This window comes from Streptomyces sp. NPDC111606, from assembly GCF_055656945.1.
In genome coordinates, this window is sequence record NZ_JBVKBY010000014.1 from 157,815 (window position 1) to 181,826 (window position 24,012).

Below are 24,012 nucleotides of genomic sequence, written 5' to 3' on the forward strand. Positions count from 1 at the left end.
GAGACTTCACGTCGACACAACCACTACACTGATCGTCATGGAGGACGAGGTCGATCGGCTGGTCGCAGCATGGCGCCGGGAGCGCCCGGACCTCGACGTGGAACCGCTCGAGGTGCTCAGCCGGGTGAGCAGACTGGCCCGGCATCTGGACCGCGCACGCCGGCTGGCCTTCTCCGAGCACAGCCTGGAGCCCTGGGAGTTCGACGTGCTGACCGCGCTCAGGCGCGCGGGGACGCCGTATCAGCTCTCCCCGGGGCAGTTGCTGACACAGACCCTGGTCACCTCGGGCACGATGACGAACCGCATCGACCGGCTGGCCAAGAAGGGCCTGGTGGAGCGCCTCCCCGACCCCAGCGACCGGCGCGGGGTGCTGGTCCGCCTCACGGACGAGGGCCGCGACCGGGCGGACCAGGCACTTGCCGGGCTGCTGGACCAGGAGCGGGCGATCCTCGCGGAGCTGTCGCGTGCCCAGCGGGGTGAACTGGCGGGGCTGCTGCGGCAGTTGACGGCGCCGTTCGACAACATCCCCGGCTAGGCGCTCCGCTGGGAGAGCCGCGCTGGGAAGTGCCGCGCTGCGCCGTCGATCGTCTGCTGCGCCGTTGTGGCTGGTCGCGCAGTTCCGGCCGCGCCCCTCACAGGGGCGCGGCCGCTCAGCCCCGCTGATCAGGCGCTGCTGCTTTCCTCCGGCATGATCCTGCCGGTCGGCCCCAGGTCCACCGGGCCGACCCCCGCCCGTCGCGCGAGCGCTACCGCGGCCAGTGTGGAGTGGACGCCCAGTTTGCCCAGGACGTTTTGCATATGGGTGCGGACGGTGTGCGGGGAGAGGTACAGGCGCTCGGCGACGGCCTTGCGCCCCAGTCCCGCCACCATGCACCGGAGGACTTCCCGCTCGCGCGGGGTCAGCGACTCCACCAGCCGCTCGCTCTCGGTGCGATGCTTGCGCGCGGCCGTCAGCTCCCGCAGAACCCCTGTGAGCAGGGCGGGCGGCAGATGCGTCTCGTCGCGCAGCACCCCGCGGATGACGGTGAGCAGCCGGGACAGCGAGCAGTCCTTGGCGACCCACCCGGAGGCGCCGGCCTGCAGGGCGAGCGCGGCCCGGCGCGGATCGTCCTTCTCTGCGAGGACGACGATCCGTACCGCCGGCTGCGCGGAGCGGACGCCGACGACCAGCGAGATGCCGTCGACGAGCCCGTCCTCGCCCACCTCCTGAACGGGTACGGCCGGCCGTATGCCCGGCGCGTTGCCGCCCAGGTCGGCGTCGACGAGCAGCACGTCGTAACGGCGCCCCTCGGCCGCCGCGCGCTCCAGACTGCGCAGCGCGGCCGGGCCGCTGCCGGCGGCGGAGACGTCGACGTCGGGCTCGGCCGCCAGCGCGGCGGCGAGTGACTCGGCGAAGATGCGATGGTCGTCGACGACCAGGACTCGGATGCGAACCACGAAACCCCCTTCCCCAGGCTCCCGAAGAGCAGGGGATACCCCATCGTCATGAGGACGACATCGGGAGACGAACACCGTCGCGGGCACGGCGCCCGAAGCGTGGATGGCCGCACGGCCGCCGCCGTGCAAGAACTGCTACCCCCACTTCGGGCGTCGTACCCGACCTGTCTCGCCCCCTGATCAGCACCGGCCCCCACCGGTGCTGCTCATCAGAGTACGGGCGGGGCGCAGGAGCGGAAGGTAATTTGCAGAACTGGCTGGCCGACGCGTTTATGGTGAGCCGCATGTTTCGTCTGGAGACAGAAGTCGACAAATCTCGCCAGGATCTGCTCCGCCGGCGACTGCGGGACACCAACACCGCGGTCTCCCCGATTCTGCGCGCCCTGCGCGGAACCCCAGGTGAACGCGAACATCCGCTCCAGGTCTGGGCGTTGGACGAGTCAGGTGCCGTGGCCGGCGGGCTCGTGGGTCACACCTGGACCACCTGGCTCCATGTCACGTACCTCTGGGTCGACGAACGCCACCGCGGTGCCCGCCTGGGTTCGCAGTTGCTCGCAACTGCAGAGCGCATGGCCCGTGACGAACGGGCCTGCACGGCCGTACGCCTGGAGACATGGGACTTCCAGGCGCCGGAGTTCTACCGCAAACGCGGGTACGACGTGGTGTGTGTGATCCCCGACTATCCGCCGGGGATCACGGAGTACACGCTCACCAAGCGACTGGCGTGAGCGGGTCAGCGCACCCGGCGCGCACCCGCCGCCGGCACCGCCTCGAACACCCGCGGTGCCGTGAACCCGGCGGCGGCGAAGGCCTCCTCGACGGACTTGGTGACGGTCTCGACGTCGGCCGCCTCGGCCAGGACGATCGCCGAGCCGCCGAAGCCGCCGCCGGTCATGCGGGCACCCAGGGCGCCGCCGGCCAGGGCGGTGTCCACGACCAGGTCCAGCTCCGGGCACGAGATGCGGAAATCGTCGCGCAGTGAGGCGTGGCCGGCGGTGAGGACCGGACCGATCGCGCGGGTGTCGCCCGACTCCAGCAGGGCGACGACCTGCTCGACGCGCTGGTCCTCGGTGACGACGTGGCGCACCAGCCGGCGCACCTCCTCGTCGTCGCCGAGCCGGTCGAGCGCCGCGTCCAGCTCGTCGTACGCCACGTCCCTGAGCGCGTCCACGCCCAGCAGCGCCGCGCCCTTCTCGCAGCCCGCGCGCCGCTTGCCGTACTCCCCCTCGCTGTGGGAGTGCTTGACCTGGGTGTCGACGACGAGCAGGCGCATGCCCTCGGCGGCCAGGTCGAAGGGGATCTGCTTCTGGGAGAGGTCCCGGGTGTCGAGGAACAGGGCGTGCCCGGCCTCGCAGCAGGCGGACGCGGTCTGGTCCATGATGCCGACGGGGGCGCCGACGTAGACGTTCTCCGCGCGCTGGCACAGGCGGGCCAGCTGCCAGCCCTTGAGGCCGAGGTCGTAGAGGTCGTTCAGAGCGAGCGCCACGACGACCTCCAGCGCCGCCGACGACGACAGGCCCGCGCCCGCCGGGACCGTCGAGGCCAGGTGGATGTCGGCGCCGGTCACCGCGTGGCCGGCCTGGCGCAGCGCCCAGACCACACCCGACGGGTACGCCGTCCAGTTCCGGTCCGACTCGGGCTCCAGCTTCTCGACGCGCAGTTCCACGACGCCGCCCTCGACGTCCGCCGAGTGCAGCCGCAGGGCGCCGTCCGTGCGCCGCGAGACCGCGGCGACCGCGGTGTGCGGCAGGGCGAACGGCATGACGAAGCCGTCGTTGTAGTCGGTGTGCTCGCCGATCAGGTTGACCCGGCCCGGCGCGGCCCACACCCCCTCCGGCTCTGCCCCGTACAGCTCCCTGAACCGCTCGGTGACCGCGGCTGCCGTGTCGACGCTCATCCCCTGACCCTGACCTTCCCTGCTGCTGCATCCGACAGCCGCTACGCGGCGGGGGCCGAAGCGGCCGGTGAGTTGACCGGCCGAACAGCCGTAGAACGTACGGCCGTCCCTAACGGCCGTAGAACCTAGCCTTCGCGCCGCTGGGCGAACTCCCACGCGTCGGCGACGATCCCCGCGAGGTCCGCGCGGGACGGGTTCCAGCCGAGCCGCTCGCGGGCGGTGTCGGCGGAGGCGACCAGGACCGCCGGGTCGCCGCCCCGGCGCGGGGCCACGACCTCGGGGATCGGGTGCCCGGTGACCTGGCGGACGGTCTCGACGACCTCGCGGACGGAGAAGCCGTTGCCGTTGCCGAGGTTGCAGATGAGGTGCTCGCCCGGCTCGGCGGCCTTGAGCGCCAGCAGGTGGGCGTCGGCGAGGTCGGCTACGTGGATGTAGTCGCGCACACAGGTGCCGTCCGGCGTCGGGTAGTCGTCGCCGAAGACGGAGATCGCGTCGCGCCGGCCCTGGGCGACCTGCAGGACGAGCGGGATGAGGTGCGACTCGGGGTCGTGGCGCTCGCCGCAGTCGCCGTAGGCGCCCGCCACGTTGAAGTACCTGAGCGACACGGCACCGAGGCCGTGGGCCGCCGCCTCGCCGCTGATCATGTGGTCGACGGCGAGCTTGGAGGCGCCGTACGGGTTCGTGGGCTGCGTCGGGGCCGACTCGACGATCGGCACCTCCTCGGGCTCGCCGTAGGTGGCGGCGGTGGAGGAGAAGACGAGCTTGCGCACGCCGGCGTCGCGCATCGCGCCGAGCAGCGCCATGGTGCCGCCGACGTTGTTGTCCCAGTACTTCTCCGGCTTCACGACCGACTCGCCGACCTGCGAGAACGCAGCGAAGTGCAGCACGGCGTCGAAGGAGGAGTCCAGCCACTTGGCGGCGTCGCGGATGTCGCCCTCGATGAAGGAAGCCCCGGCCGGCACGCCCTTGCGGAATCCGGTCGAGAGGTTGTCCAGGACGACGACCTCGTCTCCCGCCTCCAGCAGATGCTGGGCGACCACGCTGCCCACATAGCCGGCGCCACCGGTGACCAGGTACTTCCCACTCATGAACTCGCTACCTCTCGCAGTCGCTCGGCCGCGCGCTCCGGCGGCACGTCGTTGATGAACACGTTCATGCCGGACTCGGAACCCGCGAGAAACTTAAGCTTGCCGGAAGTGCGTCGGATGGTGAAAAGCTCGAGGTGAAGAGCGAAGTCCGCACGCACCACGCCCTCGAATTCCTCCAGTGTGCCGAACGGCGCCTGGTGCCAGGCGGCGATGTACGGCGTCGGAGGCTCACCCGCGGAGTTCTCCCCTCCGTCCCGTCCGTCGAAGATCCGGTCGAAGCGCCTCAAGAGTTCCAGATAAACCTTGGGGAACTCTGAGCGCGCCTCTTCGTCGAGCGCGAGCAGATCGGGCACCCGGCGCTTCGGGTACAGGTGGACCTCGTAGGGCCAGTGCGCGGCGTACGGCACGAAGGCCGCCCAGTGTTCACTCTCCAGGACGACCCGCCGGCCGGCGAGTTCACGCTCCAGGACCGCGTCGAAGAGGTTCCCCCCGCCGGTGGCGTCCTTGTGGGCGGCCAGCGAGCGCAGCATCAGGGCCGTACGCGGGGTGGTGAAGGGGTAGGCGTAGATCTGCCCGTGGGGATGGCCGAGGGTGACACCGATCTCGGCGCCGCGGTTCTCGAAGCAGAAGACCTGCTCCACGGAGGGCAGGGACGACAGTTCGGAGGTCCGGTCGGTCCACGCGTCCAGGACCAGCCGGGCCTGCTCCTCGGTGAGGTCGGCGAAGGAGGCGTGGTGGTCGGAGGTGAAGCAGACGACCTCGCAGCGCCCGGAGTCACCGGCGAGTGAGGGGAAACGGTTCTCGAAGACCACGACGTCGTAGGAGGAGTCGGGGATCTCGCTCAGTCGCTCACCCTCCGAAGGGCACAGCGGGCACTCGTCGGCCGGCGGGTGATAGGTCCGCCCCTGCCGGTGCGAGGCGATGGCGACCGCGTCCCCGAGCAGCGCGTCCCGACGGACCTCGGACGTCGTGACGGTCCGGTCCAGCGGCCGCCGGTCGACAGCGTCCCGCACGGTGTCGTCGCGCAGGTCGTAGTAGACGAGCTCACGACCGTCGGCCAGACGGGTCGAGGTCTTCTTCACGCTGAACTCCTCCATCAAACATAACTAAACACAGAGAAACACAACGCACCACCTCAGTCAACATCACAATCAAACAAAGACCATCACCAGACGTGTTCAATTACTGAACACGGCGGCGTAGGTTCCGCTCTGTATCGGTTCGCGCAACGAAGCGAGTACAAATGCAAACCCCCACACAATCCCCCACCTACCTCGCCGCCGAGCTACGGCTCCCCACGAACTGGCTCGACTACACGCTGCTGGGCATCTACTTCGTCGTCGTGCTGGGCATCGGCTTCGCCGCCCGCCGGTCGGTGAAGACCAGCCTCGACTTCTTCCTCTCCGGCCGCTCCCTGCCCGCCTGGGTCACCGGTCTCGCCTTCATCTCCGCCAACCTGGCCGCCACCGAGATCCTCGGCATGGCCGCCAACAGCGCGCAGTACGGCGCCTACACCGTCCACTGGTACTGGATCGGCGCCATCCCGGCCATGGTCTTCCTCGGCCTGGTGATGATGCCCTTCTACTACGGCAGCAAGGTCCGCTCGGTTCCGGAATTCCTGCTCATGCGCTTCGACAGAGGGGCGCACCTGCTCAGTTCGATCCTGTTCGCCTTCGCCGCGATCCTGATCGCCGGGGTGAACCTCTACGCCCTGGCGATCGTGGTCGAGGCCCTCCTCGGCTGGCCCCAATGGGTCGCGATCGTCGTGGCGGGCTTCTTCGTCCTCGCCTACATCACCCTCGGCGGCCTGTCGTCGGCGATCTACAACGAGGTCCTGCAGTTCTTCGTGATCCTGGCCGCGCTGATCCCGATCACCGTGCTGGCACTGAAGAAGGCGGGCGGCTGGGACGGCCTGACGGACACGCTGACCAAGTCCCACGGCGACGACTTCGTCACCGCCTGGGGCGGCACCGGCATCGGCGACGCGAACCCGCTGGGCGCGAACTGGCTGACGATCGTCCTGGGCCTCGGCTTCGTGCTGTCCTTCGGCTACTGGACGACGAACTTCGCCGAGGTCCAGCGGGCGCTGTCGGCCAAGAACCTCTCGGCGGCCCAGCGCACTCCCCTCATCGCGGCGTTCCCGAAGATCTTCATCGTGTTCCTGGTGATGATCCCGGGGCTCGCGGCTGCGGCCCTGGTCCCCGGCTTCGGCACCGAGGAGTCGGGCTACCAGTACAACGACGCCATCCCGTACCTGATGGAGGGCCTGCTGCCCAACGGCGTCCTCGGCATCGCCGTGACCGGCCTCCTCGCCGCGTTCATGGCGGGCATGGCGGCGAACGTCTCGTCCTTCAACACGGTGTTCACCACCGACATCTGGGCGCGGTACGTGGTCAAGGACCGCGAGGACGGCTACTACGTCCGCTTCGGCCGCCTCATCACCGCGATCGGGGTGCTGGCGTCGATCGGCACGGCCTTCCTGGCGTCGTCCTTCTCCAACATCATGAGCTACCTCCAGACCCTGTTCTCCTTCTTCAACGTGCCGATGTTCGTGGTCTTCATCGTCGGCATGTTCTGGAAGCGGGCGTCGATGAAGTCGGGCTTCTGGGGCCTGCTGGCCGGCACGACGGCAGCGATGGTGAACTACTTCGTCCTCTACAAGCAGGACATCATCTCGATCCCCTCCGACCAGGGCGCGAACTTCGTCTCCGCAATCGCGGGCTTCGTGGCCGGCGGAATCGTCATGGTGGCCGTCTCCCTCTTCACGGCCCCCAAGCCGACGGAGGAACTCCAGGGCCTGGTCTACGGCACCCGCTCCCCCGGCATGGCCGAGCCGCCCGCGCCGGGTGACGAGGCGTGGTACCGCAAGCCGGCGTTGCTGGGCTGGGGCGCGGTGGTCCTCGCTGCGGCCTGCTACATCCCGTTCTCCTTCTGACGACGGAGCTCTGAGAACTCATGACCGACCACCACTCCGAACGCCCCGGCTTCTCCGAGGAGGACCTGCTGCGGCAAGTCACGGACCTGGAGGGCAAGTCCGCGACGGCCGCCCGGCTCTTCGACATCCGGCGCATCATCGGCGGGCTCTTCGTGCTCTACGGCGTCATCGTCACGATCGTGGGCCTCACCGACGACGACGCCGCGATCGACAAGGCCCAGGGCATCAACATCAACCTCTGGACCGGCCTCGGCATGCTGCTCCTGGGCCTGTTCTTCCTGACCTGGCTGAAGCTACGGCCTACGGCGCCGGCTCCTCCGGAGACCGAGCCGGAGGATGAGCCGGCCCCGTAACCCACCGAGGGGCGCAACTCCGTCGGCATGGTGCGTAGCCACCCGCGGGTGGGTGGGGGCTAGGGAGGGCACAGCCCCCGCCCCGGATGCCGGACGGGCGGAGATTACCTGGACCGGCGTCGCACAGCAGCCGTGATGGCGCACCCCCGCGGCGCAGCACCCGCGTACGGCGGCAAGGGGACGTGCCGGGGGTGTCCGCCCGCAGTGACCGGCGTCAAGAAACGGCACCACCCTGCCCGACCCCCACCGCCGGTCCGAGGACGGACACCCCCCGGCACGGCCCCGACCCACCCACCGAACCCCAGGCGCTACGCGAACCCCCACCGAAGCAGCCCCAGGCCGCCGCAGGCAGTTCAGGCGTCACGCACCACCACCCTCCCCCGCCCGATCCAGCAACCCCGTCCGCGCCGCCAAGGCGGCCGCCTCCAGCCGCGACCCCACGCCCAGCTTCATCAGCACCCGTTGGACATGGGTACGCGCAGTGGACGGTGCGATGCCCATGCCCGCCGCGATCAGGCGGGTGTCCTCGCCGTCGGCCACGCGGACCAGGACCTCGACCTCCCGGGGCGTGAGCATCTGCAGCAACCGCTGCCCCTCGTCGTCCGGTTGGGCCGCCGGGTTGAGCAACTCGCTGAACGCCCCCTGCAGCAGCTGCGGCGCCACCGCCGCCTCCCCCGCCCTGGCCTTCATGATCGCCCGCTCGACACCCTCTATCCGCTCGTCATGCCGCACATAGCCGGAGGCCCCCGCCGCAAACGCCGCCGCAATCCCCCGCGGACTCGGCACCGGCCCCAGCACCAGCACAGCCACCTGCGGCCGCTCCCGCTTGATCCTCACCACCGGATCGAACATCCCCGGCTCCGCAGGCGTCGCCGTCCCCAGCAGACACACCTCAGGCGCCCGCGTGATCACCAGCTCCGCCGCCCCCGCGGCCGGCGCCGCCGCGGCCAGCACCCGGTGCCCCCTCAGCTTCAGTGCCGAGGCCAGCGCCTCCGCGAGCAATCGGTGGTCGTCGACCACCATGAGCCGCACTCCCATCGACCAACCCCCCAAGTCCCCCAGACCCCCAGTCCCCCAGCGGAATCCGGCGAACGCCCGCTACGGAGCCCCACCACGGATACCCACTGGCCGCGCGGACAGAAGCCCCCTCCCGGCTCCCCCGCCCTTCATGCCCCCGGAAGCTACACGCTTGTTCGACGTTCCGCTCCCCCTACCGGTGAGAAGTGCCCCGGAACGGCGGATTTTCTGGCTTTCCCCGCATTCGAGAACGATGAGACGGTACGACCGTACGCACATGGCCCCGCTCCTGAACAGGAACGGGGCCATGGTCGTCGGCAGCGTCAGCTCACTCGACCGTCGTACCGAACGCGATCACATGAGCCTTCGGGTCGGCCGAACTCGTCAACTCGCTCGCGAACACGGCGGACATGTAGAGATGCCCCTGCGAGTAGATGAACTCGGAGTACTCCGGAGACATCCGCGTCTCCACGTCCCGCACCGGCCGCGCCGCCGGATTCTCCAGCAGCTTCGTCTCCTTGAAGCTGCCACCGTCCACGCTGACGATCTGCCCGCCCTTGTCGTAAGGCGGCCGCTTGTACGCGATCACGTTGCCGCCGTCCATCCGCAGCGGCGTGATCGTGTACCCGTCCCCCGCATCCGCCCGCTGCCCGGTCTGCTTGCCGGTGGCCAGGTCGAAGGCGACGATCTCGTTGGTCCGGCCGCGCTCACCGCCGCTGCTGTGCTGCTCGGTCTCCACGTAGAGCCGGTCGTTGCCCACCACGACGCCCTTGCACTGCTCGATCGTGGTGACGCCGGAGCACTTGGCCGCGAACTGGTCGGCCGGCACGGAGATACGGATGCGCAGCTTGCCGGTCTTGTTGTCGATGGCGAAGACGTCCGAGATGCCGATGGCGTCCGACTGCCCGGCCTCGGCGGCCACGACGAGCGGCTCGGTGGACACCACGCTCGCGTACTCGACGCCCTCGGCCATCTTGTACTCGGAGATCACCTTCCCGGACTTCGGGTCGATGGTCTGGATGTGCAGCTGAGGCTGGTCGTAGGAACCGCACTTGCGCACGGCGACCATCTTCTCGCCACCGGCGTACCCGAGGTCGTAGCAGCCGTCCTCGGCCTTCGGCACCCACAACTGCTTGCCGGTCTCGAGGTCGAACGCGGTGCCGCCGCTCGTCCCGCCGGCCGCGACCGTGCCGCCGCTGACGGTGAGGTTGTCGAAGCGCAGCGGCCTGCCCTCCACCTCGGTGCTCTTCGTCCACAGCTTCTTGCCGGCGTCGAGGTCGATCGCCGCGACCTCGCTGCAGCCGTACGAGGGCCGTTCCTTGGTCGGCATGTCGGGCTGGAAGGCGACGGCCGTCAGCCCGTCCTCGTTGACGTGCTTACTGGCCTGGCAGACCGGCCCCGGCAGCTTGACGGTCCACAGCTTGGTGCCCTTGTCGCGGTCGTAGCCGACGATCTCGGCGACACCGCTCTTGACGTACGCCTCGTCGGTCAGCCACGAGCCGGACACCACGACGCTGGTGTCGTCCTCGACATCGGGCGCCTTGACCTGGAAGAGCACATCGGAGTTGGTGTCGGCGGGCACCTTCTCGGTGCCGTCGGGGGCGTCGACGCCGCCGCCCCCGTCACCGTTGTCCCCGCCACCGGTGCCGCCGCTGGAGCTGGCGGTCTCGTCCTTGCCGCCCTCGTCACCGGACTTGGCGTACAGCACGCCACCGATGATCAGCGAGATCACCACGACGGCCGCCGCCACGATGACGGCAAGCTGCCCGCTGGACCGCTGCCCGCCACCGCCCGGCCCGGTGGCCTGGGCGTGCATCGGCACGGTCTGCTGCGGATAGCCGTAGCCGGCCTGCTGACCGTAGGGGTTCTGCTGCTGGCCGTAGGGGTTCTGCGGCTGCCCGTACGGAGCGGGCTGCTGGCCGGGGTAGCCGTACCCGGCAGGCGGAGTGGGCTGTTGACCCCCCTGAGGTGCCTGCGGATAGCCGTACCCCGGCTGCTGGGCCCCGGACGGCGGGCCCTGCGGGGGCGGCGGCGTCTGCGCAGGCGGCGGCGGTGTCGGCGGGCCGAAGCCGCCGCCCCCCTGCTGCTGGGGCGGCTGGTCCTGCGGCGGGCCGAACCCGCCCTGCGGGGGCTGGTTGGGCGGCGGAGGCGGCGGCTGGGTCATGGCGTGGGTACCTCAGGGGAGGGGGACGACGGGCACGGCGGGGACGTGGGGGACGACGGCGAAGGGAAGGACTGCCGCTCGCCTCACTTGCCGAAGGCGAGAATCAGCTTCTCCTTGGATTCGTCGCTGCCGCTCAGCCGGGTGCTCGAGAGGTAGAAGCGCCCGTCGGCCCAGTCGAACGCCTTCGAGAAGAAGCCATTCTCCACGTCCGCGGCGCCGGCCGGGTTCTGCAGCAGCGTCGTCGGCTTGGGGTTGCTGCCGCTGACCGGGATGGACACGACCTGGCCGCCGGCGTCGTACGACGGGTCGACGTAGGCGATGAGCTTGCCGTCCTCGACCTTGATCGGCAGCATCGGCTCCTCGGCGGGGGACTTGACGCGCCACTTCTCCTTGCCGTTGGCCAGGTTGATCGCGACGATCTCGTTGGCCCCGGTGGTCGCCTTGGTCGGCATGTAGAGAGTGTCGGCGTCGGAGGCCACACCGGAGCAGCCCTGGAGGTCACGCTGGAGGATGGCCCAGCCGCACTGGGCGCCGATCTCCAGAGCGACCTCGACCTGCGAGCGGCGCTTGCCGTCGTCGCCGAGCGTGGAGATGTTCCACTGCTTCTTGTCCTCGTTGGTGCTGTAGAGGACCAGCGGGTCGAGGGAGAAGACGCGTGCGACCTTCCAGCCCTTGTCGAACTGCCAGGTCCACTTGACCTTGCCGGTCGCCGGGTCGAGCTCCTGCACCTCGTCGTGCTCGTTGCTGCCGGTGGCGTCGCAGCCCGCCACGGCGATCAGCTTGTCGCCGCCCGCGAAGGAGTCAGGGAAGCACTTGTCGCCGAACCTCGTCTTGTCCCACAGCTTCTTGCCGCTGTTGACGTCGTACGCCGTGCCGGACTGCGAGCGGCCCACCATCAGCGTCTTGCCGGTGATGGACAGTTCGACGTCGAGGGTGCTGTCGAACAGCGCGCCGTTGGCGACCGAGGCCTTCCAGCCCTTGGCGCCGCTGTTGAGGTCGACCTGCTGGAGCTGGTTGCACTTGGCGCGGTCGCTGCTGCCGCTCATGTACGCGACGACGATCTTGTCGTCGGACGACTTCTGCGGGGTGACCGCGCAGATCTTCTGCGGGAAGGTGATCGGGTCCCAAGTGGCTTCACCGTCGCCGACGTTGTAGGCGAAGAGCTGCTTGTACGCCGCCTTCACCGCGGCCTTGTCGGTGATCCACATGCCGGGGGCGTCGGCGCCGGAGGCGGGCGCGTCGGGCGCGGGCTTGTACCAGAGCACCTTCGAGTCGCCGGACTGGCGACCGCCGTTGAGGTTCTCCGGGTCGGCGCCGCCGTCACTGCCACCGCCGTCGGGGTCCTCGGACGGGGACTCGGTGTTCTTCGAGTCACCGCTCTCCTGGGCGATCGGCTTCTTCGGGTCGTCGTCGCCGCTGGTCACCGCGTACACGCCGCCGCCGATGACGAGCAGCGCCGCCACCGCGGCACCGATGGCGAGGGCGGGCTTGCCCTTGAAGGGGTTGCGCGAGCCGGGCTGCGGGGCGCCGGGCGCGCCCGGGTACTGCGGCTGGCCCGGGTAGCCGTAACCCTGGGCGGGCTGCTGGCCGTAGGGGCCGGGCTGCTGCTGATAGCCGTACGGCCCCGGCTGCTGCTGCGGCTGTGCGTACGGGCCGGACGGGTACGGGCCCGGCTGCGCCGGCTGCTGCTGCGGGTAGCCGTAGCCGGGCTGCGGGGCGCCGGGCGGCGGGCCCTGCGGGGGCGGCGGCGTCTGCGGCGGGCCCTGCGGCGGCGGGGGTGTCTGGGGGGCGCCCTGCGGCGGGGGCGGGGTCTGCGGCGCGTCCTGCTGCGGAGGCTGCGGGGCGCCGAAGCCGCCCTGCCGCGGGTCCTGCGGTGCGCCGAAACCGCCCTGGGGCGGCTGGTTGGGCGGCTGGCTCATGAGCGGTTCCCCCTCGTGACCGGTGTGGTGCACGTCCTGTGCCGTCGCGTTTCCGCCACACCGACGGTTCTCAGACTGTTCTCAGACGGCTCTTTCTATCACCCGCCGACGACAGTGCACCGGGCCGTCTCGCCCCCTGTTCCCAAGGGAGGACCGGCCTGTGATGCCCCCGTTATGCGCCTTCACACGCCCTTCACGCGGGGCGCGTGCCGCTCGCGCGAGCCCCTCCGGCACCGCACGCCGGACCGTTGCCCGTGCTACGCGTCCTCGGCAAGTTCCAGCCAGCGCAGCTCCAGCTCGTCCCGCTGGCCGGCCAAGTCGCGCAGTTCCGCGTCGAGTTCGGCGACCTTGCCGAAGTCCGTGGCGTGCTCGGCGATCTGCGCGTGCAGCTTGGTCTCCTTCTCGGAGATCTTGTCGAGCTGGCGCTCGATCTTCTGCAACTCCTTCTTGGCGGCGCGCACATCGGCGGCGCTCTTCTCCGGTACGGCCTTCTCGGCGGCCGGAGCGGACACCGCCCCGGCGGCGACCTGGGCCTCCATGCGGTGGCGGCGCTCCAGGTACTCGTCGATGCCGCGCGGCAGCATCCGCAGGGTGGCGTCGCCGAGGAGGGCGAACACCCGGTCCGTGGTGCGCTCGACGAAGAACCGGTCGTGGGAGATGACGATCATCGAGCCCGGCCAGCCGTCGAGGACGTCCTCCAGCTGGGTGAGGGTTTCGATGTCGAGGTCGTTGGTGGGCTCGTCGAGGAAGAGGACGTTGGGCTCGTCCATCAGCAGGCGCAGCAACTGGAGCCGGCGCCGCTCACCACCGGAGAGGTCCCCGACCGGCGTCCACTGCTTCTCCTTGCTGAAGCCGAACGTCTCGCACAGCTGCCCGGCGGTCATCTCCCGCCCCTTGCCGAGGTCGACGCGCTCGCGCACCTGCTGAACGGCTTCCAGCACCCGCAGGTTCGGGGCGAGTTCGGCGACCTCCTGGGACAGATAGGCGAGCTTGACGGTCTTTCCGACGGCGATCCGCCCGGCGGCCGGCTGCTCCTCGCCCTCCGTCCGTGCCGCCTCGGCCATGGCCCGCAGGAGAGAGGTCTTGCCGGCGCCGTTGACACCGACGAGACCGATCCGGTCGCCCGGGCCGAGCTGCCATGTCACATGCTTGAGCAGCACTTTGGGGCCGGCCTGGACGGTGATGTCCTCCAGGTCGAAGACGGTCTTCCCGAGCCGGGAGGAGGCGAACTTCATCAGCTCGCTGCTGTCCCGGGGCGCGGGTACGTCCTTGATGAGCTCGTTGGCCGCCTCGACGCGGAAGCGCGGCTTGGACGTGCGCGCGGGAGCGCCGCGCCGCAGCCATGCCAGCTCCTTGCGGACCAGGTTCTGCCGCTTGACCTCTTCGGTGGCGGCGATGCGCTCGCGCTCGGCGCGGGCGAAGACGTAGTCGGAGTAGCCGCCCTCGTACTCGAAGACGTCGCCGCGCTGCACGTCCCACATGCGTGTGCAGACCTGGTCGAGGAACCAGCGGTCGTGGGTGACGCACACGAGCGCCGAGCGCCGCTCGCGCAGGTGCTGGGCGAGCCAGGCGATGCCCTCGACGTCGAGGTGGTTGGTGGGCTCGTCGAGGACGATGAGGTCCTGCTCCTCGATGAGCAGCTTGGCGAGCGCGATCCGTCGCCGCTCGCCACCGGAGAGGGGGCCGATGACGGTGTCGAGGCCCTGCGGGAAGCCGGGCAGGTCGAGGCCGCCGAAGAGGCCCGTGAGCACGTCCCGGACCTTGGCGTTGCCCGCCCACTCGTGGTCGGCCATGTCCCGGATGACCTCGTGCCGGACGGTCGCCTCGGGGTCCAGCGAGTCGTGCTGGGTGAGCACCCCGAGCCGCAGCCCGCCCGAGTGCGTGACCCGGCCGGTGTCGGCCTCCTCCAGCTTGGCCAGCATCCGGATCAGGGTCGTCTTGCCGTCGCCGTTGCGACCGACGACGCCGATGCGGTCCCCCTCGGAGACGCCGAGCGACACACCGTCGAGCAGGGCACGGGTGCCGTACACCTTGCTGACGTTCTCGACATTGACCAGATTGACGGCCATTTCTCTCCTGCCCAGGGGGTCGATCAGCCTCCCAGCCTAGTCGGCCCGTACGACAGCCCCGTGCGCCCCGGGGGTCGGCAGCCCCGGGGCGCTTCGCCGTGGAGGCCGGCGTCAGCGGCGGGCGGCCGCCGCGCGGACCTCGGCGAGGAGGTCGTACATGACCTGGCCCGGGCATTCGGTTTCGAAGTAGTCGCGGTGACCGCCGACCGTGTTCGTGTCCTTCTTGGTGCCGTTGACGGGGTTGGTGTAGGTCACCCTCGCCTGCGGGTCCAGGCCCTTGAACCGGGATATGACCTTGATCAGCCGGATCAGGGAGGCCTTGGCCGCGGCCGTGGGGGCCTGCTGGTCGAGGTTGCCGATCAGGGCGATGCCGAGGGCGCCGGAGTTGTAGCCCACGGAGTGGAAGCCGGTGACGAGATCGCCGTCCGGGTTGAAGGCGGGGATGCCGTCGGCACCGGAGTAGCGGCCCTCGTAGACCGTGCCGGCCTCGTCGATGAGGAAGTGGTAGCCGATGTCGCCCCAGTCGTTGGTGATCGCGTGGAACTCGTAGATCGCGCGCACCGTCGCGGCCGGGTCGGGGTCGTCGTTGGGCGTCGCGGTGTGGTGGACCGTGATGATCTGGAGCGGGTAGTACGTCTCGGGCGAGTTGACCTTGCCGTCCTTGTACCGCTTGGACTCGTCGGCGCCCCAGGCCGGCCGCGAGAGGTAGCCGACGCCACGCACGCGCGTGGGCTCGCTCGGCACCTGGTAGGTGCGCTCGGGCCCGTCGGTGGTGTCGATGGCCAGCGAGCGCACGCCGTTGATGTCGCTCGGGGCCTTCACTTCGTAGGTGCCGGCGTTGTCGGCGGCGACCAGGGCGGTACCGCCGTCCCCGACGGCCGCGCAGCCGTGGGCCAGGTTCTGCCAGTTGCCGTCCGAGAGCCGGATGGCGGCGCCCTCCTTGGCGCCGGACCAGCGCACACCGACGTAGGAGGCGGCGAAGGCCGTGGTGGTCTCGCCGGTGCCGGTGGCGGCCTCGGTCCGGGTGGCGGGGAACTTCTCCGGCGTGGTGCCCGAACCACCGGATTCGGAGGTGGAGTTGTCCGTCTCGCCGGAGTCGCCCGCGGCGAACACCATCGGCGCGAGGGCGGCTCCGGAGGCCACCGCCCCGCCCGCGGCGATCATGCCGCGACGGGACAGGGAGCGCTTTCTACGGTGAGACGGCTGAGCAGGTGTGGGGGATTCGGACACAGGAGTGTCCCCTTCCAGAAGTGCACTTGACGGTGAGCCGGGCACGACGGCCCGAAAGTTGAAACGTCAAGCGACCCTAAACGCCTCAGCGGCCGCACGGGTACTGCGATCGCAGTACTTCCGTGTGGAGATCGAGCGAAGAACGCGTACTTGTGAGTACGGCGTCACGCTCAGGCGGCACGCACGACCGTGGCACCCTGCGCGGGCCCGGACGCGGTACGTGCCGCACGGCAAGTGCCGGACGCCCGCAGGGTGTCGGCCACCTTCACGGCGGACTCGGCGTCCCGGGCGAGGAACGCGGTGGTCGGGCCCGAGCCGGAGACCAGCGCCGTCAGCGCGCCCGCCGCGAGCCCCGCGGCGAGGGTGTCGGCGAGCTCCGGGAAGAGGGAGAGGGCTGCGGGCTGCAGGTCGTTGGAGACGGCCGCGGCGAGCGCGTCGGGGTCGCCCTTCGCGAGGGCGGCGAGGAGCGGCTCGGAGGCGACGGGCTCGGGGATGTCGGTGCCCTCGCCGAGCCGGTCGAACTCACGGAACACGGCCGGCGTCGACAGCCCTCGGCCGGCCATCGCGAACACCCAGTGGAAGGTGCCGCCCGCGTCGAGCGTACGGAGCTGCTCGCCCCGCCCGGTGCCCAGCGCCGCTCCGCCGACCAGGCTGAACGGCACGTCGCTGCCCAACTCGGCGCAGATGTCGAGGAGTTCCTCGCGGGAGGCGTGCGTACCCCAGAGCGCGTCGCAGGCCAGCAGCGCGCCCGCGCCGTCCGCACTGCCGCCCGCCATGCCGCCGGCCACCGGGATGTCCTTGGCGATGTGGAGGTGGACCGCGGCGTCCAGTCCACGGCGTTCCGCCAGGGCGAGCGCCGCGCGGGCGGCGAGGTTCGTACGGTCGAGGGGGACCTGGTCGGCGTCGGGCCCGTCACAGGTGACGCGCAGCCCGTCCGGCGAGGGGGTCACGGTGACCTCGTCGTACAGCCCGACCGCCAGGAAGACGTTGGCCAGGTCGTGAAAGCCGTCGGGCCGCGCGGCGCCGACCGCGAGCTGGACGTTGACCTTGGCGGGGACACGTACGGTGACGCTCGCGCTCACTTACTCGGACTCCTTGTGCTGGTCGGCGGGCCGGGCGGCGGACTCGGCGGGCGGGACGCCGGGCTCCTGCGAGCGAGCGCCGGACTCCGTGCGCCGGCCGCCGGACTCCTCGGGCTGGGCACCGGCCGCCTTGTGTTCGGCGATCCGGACGAACTCCTCGACCGTCAGTGCCTCTCCGCGGGCCTGCGGCGAGACGCCGGCGGCGACGAGGGCCTCCTCGGCGGCGGCCGCCGAGCCCGCCCAGCCGGCGAGTGCGGCCCGGAGGGTCTTGCGGCGCTGGGCGAACGCGCCGTCGATGACGGCGAAGACCTCGCGCCTGGAGGCGGTCGTCCTGAGCGGCTCGGCGCGGCGGGTCAGGGACACCAGCCCGCTGTCGACGTTCGGGGCGGGCCAGAAGACGTTGCGTCCGATGGCGCCGGCCCGCTTGACCTCGGCGTACCAGTTGGCCTTGACCGAGGGGACGCCGTACACCTTCGAACCGGGCGGGGCGGCCAGTCGGTCGGCGACCTCCGACTGCACCATGACGAGGGTGCGTTCGATGGTCGGGAAGGTCTCGAGCATGTGCAGGAGGACCGGGACGGCCACGTTGTAGGGGAGGTTGGCGACCAGCGCGGTGGGCGGTGGGCCGGGCAGCTCGGCGACCTGCATCGCGTCGGAGTGCACCAGCGCGAACCGGTCGGCGCGCTCCGGCATGCGGGCCGCGATGGTCGCGGGCAGCGCGGCGGCGAGGACGTCGTCGATCTCGACGGCGGTGACGCGGTCGGCCACCTCCAGCAGCGCCAGGGTGAGCGAGCCGAGTCCCGGTCCCACCTCGACCACCACGTCGTCGGGGCGGACGTCCGCGGTGCGGACGATGCGGCGGACCGTGTTCGCGTCGATCACGAAGTTCTGGCCGCGCTGTTTGGTGGGACGCACACCGAGGGCGGCCGCCAGTTCACGGATGTCGGCGGGGCCCAGGAGGGCGTCGGGGGTGGGGCTGCTCACCCGACAAGGGTACGGGGCCGTACAGCTGACACCCGCCGCCCGTCACCACAGCCGGCTCACCCGTGCAGTCGCTCCCCGCAATGCGGCCAGGGACTCGCTCCCTGCCGCACATACAGCTTCTTCGCCCGTGCCGTCTGCTCCGCCGCCGGCGCGTCCTGCGGACGGCCCTTCCCGCCGAGGCCCCGCCAGGTGTGCGTGTCGAACTGGTACAGCCCGCCGTACGTCCCCGACGAGTCCACCGCGTCCGCCCGGCCCCCGGACTCGCAGGCCGCGAGGCCCTGCCAGTTCAGGCGTTCCGCGCCGCGCACCGACGTCGGCAGCGGCTTGGTGCCGACCTTCACCACCTGCGTCTGCGGCTCGCGCACCACCTCGGACCCGGTCCGCCGCGGCTTCTGCCGGACGCCGTTGACGGTGCGCAGCGAGTACGTGATCCGCCGCAGCCCCAGCTGCCCCGCCCGCTCGACGACCTCCGTGCCCTTGAACACCGAGGGGTCATCGATCCGCTGCACGGCGAACTGGATCGCCTCGTCGCGGATCTCCTTGCGGCCGGTGATCCGCAGGACCGTGACCGTCTGCCCGTCGCGCGGGAAGCTGTCGAGCGGGACGGACGTCGCGTCCTGGCCGCGCAGGGTGATGCCGGCCTGGTCCACGACCTCGCTCACGGTCGCCGCGTTCGTACGGATGGTGCGCGCCCGCCCGTCCGCCATGACGGTCACCGCACGCTCGGTGCGCACATCCAGCGCAAGCCCTTCACGCCCGATGCTCCGGGAGCGCGACGCCGAGACGTACGCCCCCTCCGCGCGCACCCCGATCTGCCTGAGCGCCGCCTCCACCGTGCGCTCCGTCGTCCACACCTCGCGCCGCTGGCCGTCGAGGGTGAGCCGCACGGGGCGGCCGTAGCGCACCGCGACCTCGTCACCGCTGGTGAGCGCCGCATCGGGAGCGGGCGCCACCACGTCGTGCGCGCCGACGTCGACACCCTCCTCGGTGAGCAGCTCGGTGACGTCGTCCGCGAAGGTGTGCAGGGTGCGCGGCTTGCCGTCGACGCTGAGCTCGATCGCCTTGTCCTCGGCGACGAAGGCGCTGGTGCCGCCCGCGAGGAACGCGACGACCAGCGCCTGCGGGACGAGCCGGCGCATGGGCCCGTCCCCCCGCTCGGCGACCCTTCCCCTGCGCCGGTGCGCGGCCCGACGTCCGCCCCTGGGGCGCACTACCGGCTCGTACGCCTCCTCGTACGCCGTCTCGGACGCCTCGTAGGCGGGCCGGTAGGTGTCCTCGTACGGGGCGTAGGAGGTGCCGTATGTGCTGTATGTGCCGTACGCGTCGTGCGTCTCGTACGGCCCCTGCACCCCGTATCCCAGCGTCTGCGCGCTGTGCGGGTCGAAGCCGCCGTACGCCGGGGGCTCGTGGGCCGGGCTCGGGCCATACGTCTCGAACTGCGCGTTGCTCACGACGACACGCTCCAGCGGAGGGGTCCGTTTAGGGCCCCCAGAACCTAGCGGAGCGTCGATCACTCTCCAAGGCGAAGCGACTACGCACAGTTACGACCGGGTCGAGGTGAACCCGTACGAGCGTTATCGAGCGGTGATCCGTCAGTAGCCGAAGGCATGTGCAGTGTTCGAGCCCAGGGCCGCCGCCAGCACGTCCTCGTCGATCCCCCGTACGGCGGCCATGGCGCGCACCGTGATCGGAATGAGATACGGAGCGTTGGGCCGTCCGCGGTACGGGGCCGGCGTGAGGAACGGCGCGTCCGTCTCCACGAGGAGCAGCTCCAGTGGGGCCACCGCCACCGCGTCCCGCAGATTCTGGGCGTTCTTGAAGGTGACGTTGCCGGCGAAGGACATGAAGTACCCGGCGCGGGCGCACACCTGGGCCATCTCGGCGTCCCCGGAGTAGCAGTGGAAGACGGTCCGCTCCGGGGCGCCCTCCTCCTTCAGCACCCGCAGCACATCCGCATGGGCCTCGCGGTCGTGGATGACCAGCGCCTTGCCGTGCCGCTTGGCGATCTCGATGTGGGCGCGGAAGGACGCATCCTGCGCCTCCTTGCCCTCGGGCCCGGTGCGGAAGTAGTCGAGGCCGGTCTCGCCGACGCCCTTGACCTGCGGGAGCGCGGCCAGGCGGTTGATCTCGGCGAGCGCCTCATCGAGCGCCCGCGCACCACCCGGCTCACGCGCCCCCTGCCGGGACCAGCCGTCGGGGTCGCCGTGCACGATGCGCGGCGCCTCGTTCGGGTGCAGCGCGACGGTCGCGTGCACGGCGTCGTGCTGCGCCGCCGTCTCGGCCGCCCACTGCGAGCCGCGTACGTCACAGCCGACCTGCACGACCGTCGTCACGCCCACCGAGGCCGCCTTGGCGAGCCCCTCCTCCACCGTGCCGGACTGCATGTCGAGGTGGGTGTGCGAGTCGGCGACCGGCACCCGCAGCGGTTCCGGGAGCGGCGGGGCGGCGTGCTTGTCGGCGGCGTTCGAAGGCATGTCCCGATCCTACGAAAGGGGCATGCCCGGGCGGCCGGGTGCTCGGCTCAGCTCGCCTTGCGGTGGAAGACGTGCAGGAGATCGGACAGATGCCAGTGGTGGTGCGGCTCGGCCGGCGCCGACTCCGACTCGCGCTCGGCCTTCGACTGGGTGGGGATCGGGCCGGCGCGGTGCAGGGAGTTCTGCACGGAGGACACCTGGCCGGGCCGCATGATCCGCACGACGTGGCCGTCGCAGTTCTGGCACGTGGGCCGGCTCAACGGGGACGGCACCACCTGGCCGTTCGCCACGTACATGACGAACTCGCGCCCGTCACCGTCCAGGTGGTGCTCTATCTCGTACGACTGCTCCCAGCCGTGCCCGCAGCGCATGCAGGCGAACGAATACGACTCGTGGACGACGGCGGTCGCGGCGCTGCGAAGGCCCGTGGTCTGCTGTGCGATCTCACTCATGCCAGCTCCTGTGGTCCGCTGGGTGGGACGGGTCACGTCCCACAACCCAGTGGACTCCTCCGCAGGAGTGAACGCACGGAATCTGTCCAGTGTTGGCGCCGACTTGGACGTTCCTTGCCGAAAGGGCCGGGTTCCTTTACCCCGGCATGGGGCGCACGCTCATGCGATATACGCCCTGCTCACACGGCATTTCACGCCCCCGCCTTCTTCGCCGCCACCACGGCGTCGAAGACCTCCCTCTTGGGCACCCCGGCCTCCGCCGCCACCGCCGCGATGGCCTCTTTGCGTCGCTCCCCCGCCTCTTCGCGGATGCGAACCCGCCGTACGAACTCGGTGGCGTCGACCTCCTCGGCCCCCTTCTCGGGTGCCCCCTCGACGACGACGGTGATCTCCCCGCGCACGCCCTCGGCCGCCCACTCGGCCAGCTCCCCCAGCCCGCCGCGCCTGACCTCCTCGTACGTCTTGGTCAGCTCCCGGCACACGGCGGCCCGCCGCTCGGCGCCGAACACCTCGGCCATCGCGGCGAGCGTGTCGTCGAGCCGGTGCGGCGCCTCGAAGTAGACGAGGGTGCGCCGCTCCTCGGCCACCTCCTTCAGGCGCGAGCGCCGCTCCCCCGCCTTGCGCGGCAGGAACCCCTCGAAGCAGAACCGGTCGACGGGCAGCCCGGACAGGGCGAGCGCGGTCAGCACCGCGGACGGCCCCGGCACCGCGGTGACCTTGATGTCCTTCTCGACCGCCGCCGCGACCAGCCGGTACCCGGGGTCGGACACGGACGGCATCCCCGCGTCGGTCACCAGCAGCACCCGCGACCCTTCGAGCAGCGCCTCGACCAGCTCGGGCGTGCGGGCCGACTCATTGCCCTCGAAGTACGACACGACCCGCCCGGCCGGCTGCACGCCCAGCGCCTGGGTGAGGCGTCGCAGCCGACGGGTGTCCTCGGCGGCGACCACGTCCGCTCCGGCCAGCTCCTCGGCCAGCCGGGGCGGGGCGTCCTTGACGTCGCCGATGGGAGTGCCTGCCAAAACAAGGGTTCCTGTCACGTTTCCATCCTCGCAGGGCGCATCCACGCGACTGTCACAGACGTGTTCCCTACGATGGCGCGGTGACCAGTACCGCGTCCTCCACGGACACCCGGCAGGGCCAGGCGACCCACGAGCAGCGACCGTCGTGGCAGCAGCGGCTGCGCCGATTCGGCTACACGGCGACGCCCGGCAGCGACGTCCGCGACCGGCTCGTGCCGCCTTACGTCCAGCCCAGCCCGCGGATGTGGCAGTTCCTCGGCGTCCCGCGCCCGCTCGCCGAGCGGATCGCGCGCTGGTCGGGCTGGATCGGCCCGCTGCTGGTGACGCTGCTGGCGGGAGTGACGCGGTTCTGGAACCTGGGCAACCCGAAGGCGGTGATATTCGACGAGACGTACTACGCCAAGGACGCGTGGGCGCTCGTCCATCGCGGTTTCGAGGTCAACTGGGACAAGAACGCCAACGACCTGATCCTCAAGGTCGGCGACCAGGTCCAGATCCCCACGGACGCGGCGTACGTGGTGCATCCGCCGGTCGGCAAGTACGTCATCGGGCTCGGCGAGCTGATGTTCGGGTTCAACCCGTTCGGCTGGCGGTTCATGACGGCGCTGCTGGGGACGCTGGCCGTGCTGATGCTGTGCCGCATCGGCCGCCGTATTTTCCGCTCCACCTTCCTCGGCTGCCTCGCGGGCACGCTGATGGCGGTGGACGGGCTGGCCTTCGTGATGGCCCGCACCTCGCTGCTCGACGGGGTGCTGATGTTCTTCGTGCTGGCGGCGTTCGGCTGCCTCGTCATCGACCGGGACAGGGCGCGCGCGAAACTCGCGGCCGCGCTCCCGGCCGACCCCGACGGCCGGTTCCGCCCGGACGCGCACATCGCCGAGACCCTGCGCCTCGGCTGGCGCCCCTGGCGCTGGACGGCGGGCCTGATGCTGGGCCTGGCCATCGGCACCAAGTGGAACGGCCTGTACTTCCTGGTGGCGTTCGGTCTGCTGACGGTCCTGTGGGACGTCGGCGCCCGCAAGGTCGCCGGTGCCCGCCACCCCTACACGGCGGTGCTCAAGCACGACCTGGGTTTCGCCTTCCTCGCGACCGTGCCGGTGGCGATCGTCACCTATATCGCCTCCTGGACCGGCTGGATCCTCTCCCCCACGAACGGCAGCGGCGGCTACTACCGCGACTGGGCGAGCGCCGACGGCCGCAGCAGCAGCTGGTCCTGGCTGTTCCCCGACTGGTGGCTGAGCCTGTGGCACTACGAGCACCAGGTGTACGACTTCCACGTCGGCCTGTCGTCGCCGCACACCTACGAGTCCAACCCGTGGAGCTGGCTGGTCGTCGGCCGCCCGGTGTCGTACTTCTACGAGTCCCCCGCACCCGGCAAGGACGGCTGCCCCGTCGACGCGGGTGAGAAGTGCGCCCGCGAGGTGCTGGCCCTCGGCACGCCGCTGCTGTGGTGGGTGGCCGCCTTCGCGGTCCTGTACGTCCTGTGGCGCTGGGCCTTCCGCCGTGACTGGCGCGCCGGCGCCATCGCCTGCGGTGTCGTGGCCGGCTACCTCCCCTGGTTCCTCTACCAGGAACGCACCATCTTCTTCTTCTACGCCATCGTCTTCCTGCCCTTCCTCTGCCTCGCCGTGGCCATGCTCCTGGGCGCGATCATCGGCCCGCCACGCGCCGGGGACACCCGCCGGGTGGCGGGCGCCACGGGCGCGGGCGTACTGGTGCTGCTGATCGCCTGGAACTTCATCTACTTCTGGCCGATCTACACGGGCACCGCGATCCCGGTCGACGACTGGCGGTCGCGGATGTGGCTGGACACCTGGGTCTGATCGGCCAAAACGGTCACTCTTCGGTCAATAGTTCGGCCAACAAAAGAAAACACCTCTCACACCTTT

The 24,012-nt window shown here is 70.7% G+C and carries 20 protein-coding genes; 5 read left to right on the forward strand and 15 right to left on the reverse strand.

Annotation, left to right across the window (positions count from 1 at the left end):
* Window positions 1-37 precede the first annotated feature (37 nt).
* Complete coding sequence (gene tamR / locus ACZ7M7_RS38620) at window positions 38-535, forward strand: MarR family transcriptional regulator TamR (protein WP_059196100.1); 498 nt, start codon at window positions 38-40, stop codon at window positions 533-535.
* 128 nt (window positions 536-663) lie between these two features.
* Here tamR and ACZ7M7_RS38625 read toward each other — a convergent pair whose 3' ends face one another.
* Window positions 664-1,437, reverse strand: coding sequence for a LuxR C-terminal-related transcriptional regulator (locus ACZ7M7_RS38625; RefSeq protein WP_383617100.1), 774 nt, complete (start codon window positions 1,435-1,437; stop codon window positions 664-666).
* A 272-nt stretch (window positions 1,438-1,709) separates the two neighbouring features.
* On the opposite strand from ACZ7M7_RS38625, the gene ACZ7M7_RS38630 reads away from it, so the two are divergent.
* A complete protein-coding gene (locus ACZ7M7_RS38630) occupies window positions 1,710-2,165 on the forward strand; it encodes a GNAT family N-acetyltransferase (RefSeq protein ID WP_427842214.1) in 456 nt (151 codons plus the stop codon).
* Window positions 2,166-2,170: 5 nt separating this feature from the next.
* Here the strand turns inward: ACZ7M7_RS38630 and galK are convergent, their stop codons facing one another.
* From galK to galT, 3 genes are all read right to left on the reverse strand, one after another.
* The gene (galK, locus tag ACZ7M7_RS38635) at window positions 2,171-3,334 is read right to left on the reverse strand and encodes a galactokinase (RefSeq protein ID WP_427840925.1); all 1,164 of its coding nucleotides are present in this window, start codon (window positions 3,332-3,334) and stop codon (window positions 2,171-2,173) included.
* 125 nt (window positions 3,335-3,459) lie between these two features.
* Complete coding sequence (galE, locus tag ACZ7M7_RS38640) at window positions 3,460-4,422, reverse strand: UDP-glucose 4-epimerase GalE (RefSeq protein WP_472125295.1); 963 nt, start codon at window positions 4,420-4,422, stop codon at window positions 3,460-3,462.
* Window positions 4,419-5,504: a galactose-1-phosphate uridylyltransferase gene (galT, locus tag ACZ7M7_RS38645; protein WP_472125298.1), complete on the reverse strand. Its 1,086-nt coding sequence runs from the start codon at window positions 5,502-5,504 to the stop codon at window positions 4,419-4,421. The genes galE and galT overlap by 4 nt, the downstream gene beginning before the upstream one ends.
* A 161-nt stretch (window positions 5,505-5,665) precedes the next feature.
* Between galT and ACZ7M7_RS38650 the strand changes: the two genes are divergently transcribed.
* Complete coding sequence (locus tag ACZ7M7_RS38650) at window positions 5,666-7,357, forward strand: sodium:solute symporter family protein (protein WP_472125301.1); 1,692 nt, start codon at window positions 5,666-5,668, stop codon at window positions 7,355-7,357.
* Window positions 7,358-7,377: 20 nt separating this feature from the next.
* A complete protein-coding gene (locus ACZ7M7_RS38655) occupies window positions 7,378-7,710 on the forward strand; it encodes a hypothetical protein (RefSeq protein ID WP_472125305.1) in 333 nt (110 codons plus the stop codon).
* Window positions 7,711-8,070: 360 nt separating this feature from the next.
* On the opposite strand, the gene ACZ7M7_RS38660 is transcribed toward ACZ7M7_RS38655, so the two are convergent.
* From ACZ7M7_RS38660 to rsmI, 11 genes are all read right to left on the reverse strand, one after another.
* A complete protein-coding gene (locus ACZ7M7_RS38660; RefSeq protein ID WP_383606265.1) occupies window positions 8,071-8,748 on the reverse strand; it encodes a helix-turn-helix transcriptional regulator in 678 nt (225 codons plus the stop codon).
* A 307-nt stretch (window positions 8,749-9,055) separates the two neighbouring features.
* A complete protein-coding gene (locus ACZ7M7_RS38665) occupies window positions 9,056-10,891 on the reverse strand; it encodes an outer membrane protein assembly factor BamB family protein (RefSeq protein ID WP_472125308.1) in 1,836 nt (611 codons plus the stop codon).
* A gap of 83 nt (window positions 10,892-10,974) precedes the next feature.
* A complete protein-coding gene (locus ACZ7M7_RS38670) occupies window positions 10,975-12,810 on the reverse strand; it encodes an outer membrane protein assembly factor BamB family protein (protein ID WP_472125311.1) in 1,836 nt (611 codons plus the stop codon).
* Window positions 12,811-13,067: 257 nt separating this feature from the next.
* A complete protein-coding gene (locus ACZ7M7_RS38675) occupies window positions 13,068-14,879 on the reverse strand; it encodes an ABC-F family ATP-binding cassette domain-containing protein (protein WP_383606274.1) in 1,812 nt (603 codons plus the stop codon).
* A 111-nt stretch (window positions 14,880-14,990) separates the two neighbouring features.
* Window positions 14,991-16,043 (reverse strand): peptidoglycan recognition protein family protein, encoded by a 1,053-nt coding sequence (locus ACZ7M7_RS38680; RefSeq protein WP_472125314.1) that lies wholly within the window; start codon window positions 16,041-16,043, stop codon window positions 14,991-14,993.
* A 236-nt stretch (window positions 16,044-16,279) separates the two neighbouring features.
* On the reverse strand, window positions 16,280-17,191 hold the full coding sequence (locus ACZ7M7_RS38685; protein ID WP_472125317.1) for a 4-(cytidine 5'-diphospho)-2-C-methyl-D-erythritol kinase: 912 nt from the start codon (window positions 17,189-17,191) through the stop codon (window positions 16,280-16,282).
* On the reverse strand, window positions 17,192-18,175 hold the full coding sequence (gene rsmA / locus ACZ7M7_RS38690) for a 16S rRNA (adenine(1518)-N(6)/adenine(1519)-N(6))-dimethyltransferase RsmA (RefSeq protein WP_472125321.1): 984 nt from the start codon (window positions 18,173-18,175) through the stop codon (window positions 17,192-17,194). It abuts the gene before it with no gap.
* A 56-nt stretch (window positions 18,176-18,231) separates the two neighbouring features.
* Entirely contained in the window at window positions 18,232-19,626 is a 1,395-nt protein-coding gene (locus tag ACZ7M7_RS38695) for a ubiquitin-like domain-containing protein (protein WP_472125324.1), read from the reverse strand.
* Between the two features lie 141 nt (window positions 19,627-19,767).
* Window positions 19,768-20,649: a TatD family hydrolase gene (locus ACZ7M7_RS38700; protein WP_472125327.1), complete on the reverse strand. Its 882-nt coding sequence runs from the start codon at window positions 20,647-20,649 to the stop codon at window positions 19,768-19,770.
* 47 nt (window positions 20,650-20,696) lie between these two features.
* Window positions 20,697-21,101: a hypothetical protein gene (locus tag ACZ7M7_RS38705; RefSeq protein ID WP_451178367.1), complete on the reverse strand. Its 405-nt coding sequence runs from the start codon at window positions 21,099-21,101 to the stop codon at window positions 20,697-20,699.
* Window positions 21,102-21,292: 191 nt separating this feature from the next.
* Window positions 21,293-22,141 (reverse strand): 16S rRNA (cytidine(1402)-2'-O)-methyltransferase, encoded by an 849-nt coding sequence (gene rsmI / locus ACZ7M7_RS38710; protein ID WP_369271588.1) that lies wholly within the window; start codon window positions 22,139-22,141, stop codon window positions 21,293-21,295.
* Between the two features lie 62 nt (window positions 22,142-22,203).
* Here rsmI and ACZ7M7_RS38715 point away from each other — a divergent pair, with 62 nt between their 5' ends.
* Window positions 22,204-23,946, forward strand: a complete 1,743-nt coding sequence (locus tag ACZ7M7_RS38715) for a dolichyl-phosphate-mannose--protein mannosyltransferase (RefSeq protein WP_383606297.1) — start codon at window positions 22,204-22,206, stop codon at window positions 23,944-23,946.
* Window positions 23,947-24,012 lie beyond the last annotated feature (66 nt).

Coding starts and splice junctions, on each gene's coding strand:
- tamR (WP_059196100.1), top strand. CDS start 38: ATGGAGGACGAGGTCGATCGGCTGGTCGCAGCATGGCGCCGGGAGCGC.
- ACZ7M7_RS38630 (WP_427842214.1), top strand. CDS start 1,710: ATGGTGAGCCGCATGTTTCGTCTGGAGACAGAAGTCGACAAATCTCGC.
- galK (WP_427840925.1), bottom strand. CDS start 3,334: ATGAGCGTCGACACGGCAGCCGCGGTCACCGAGCGGTTCAGGGAGCTG.
- galE (WP_472125295.1), bottom strand. CDS start 4,422: ATGAGTGGGAAGTACCTGGTCACCGGTGGCGCCGGCTATGTGGGCAGC.
- ACZ7M7_RS38650 (WP_472125301.1), top strand. CDS start 5,666: ATGCAAACCCCCACACAATCCCCCACCTACCTCGCCGCCGAGCTACGG.
- ACZ7M7_RS38655 (WP_472125305.1), top strand. CDS start 7,378: ATGACCGACCACCACTCCGAACGCCCCGGCTTCTCCGAGGAGGACCTG.
- ACZ7M7_RS38660 (WP_383606265.1), bottom strand. CDS start 8,748: ATGGGAGTGCGGCTCATGGTGGTCGACGACCACCGATTGCTCGCGGAG.
- ACZ7M7_RS38665 (WP_472125308.1), bottom strand. CDS start 10,891: ATGACCCAGCCGCCGCCTCCGCCGCCCAACCAGCCCCCGCAGGGCGGG.
- ACZ7M7_RS38670 (WP_472125311.1), bottom strand. CDS start 12,810: ATGAGCCAGCCGCCCAACCAGCCGCCCCAGGGCGGTTTCGGCGCACCG.
- ACZ7M7_RS38675 (WP_383606274.1), bottom strand. CDS start 14,879: ATGGCCGTCAATCTGGTCAATGTCGAGAACGTCAGCAAGGTGTACGGC.
- ACZ7M7_RS38680 (WP_472125314.1), bottom strand. CDS start 16,043: ATGATCGCCGCGGGCGGGGCGGTGGCCTCCGGAGCCGCCCTCGCGCCG.
- ACZ7M7_RS38700 (WP_472125327.1), bottom strand. CDS start 20,649: ATGCCTTCGAACGCCGCCGACAAGCACGCCGCCCCGCCGCTCCCGGAA.
- ACZ7M7_RS38705 (WP_451178367.1), bottom strand. CDS start 21,101: ATGAGTGAGATCGCACAGCAGACCACGGGCCTTCGCAGCGCCGCGACC.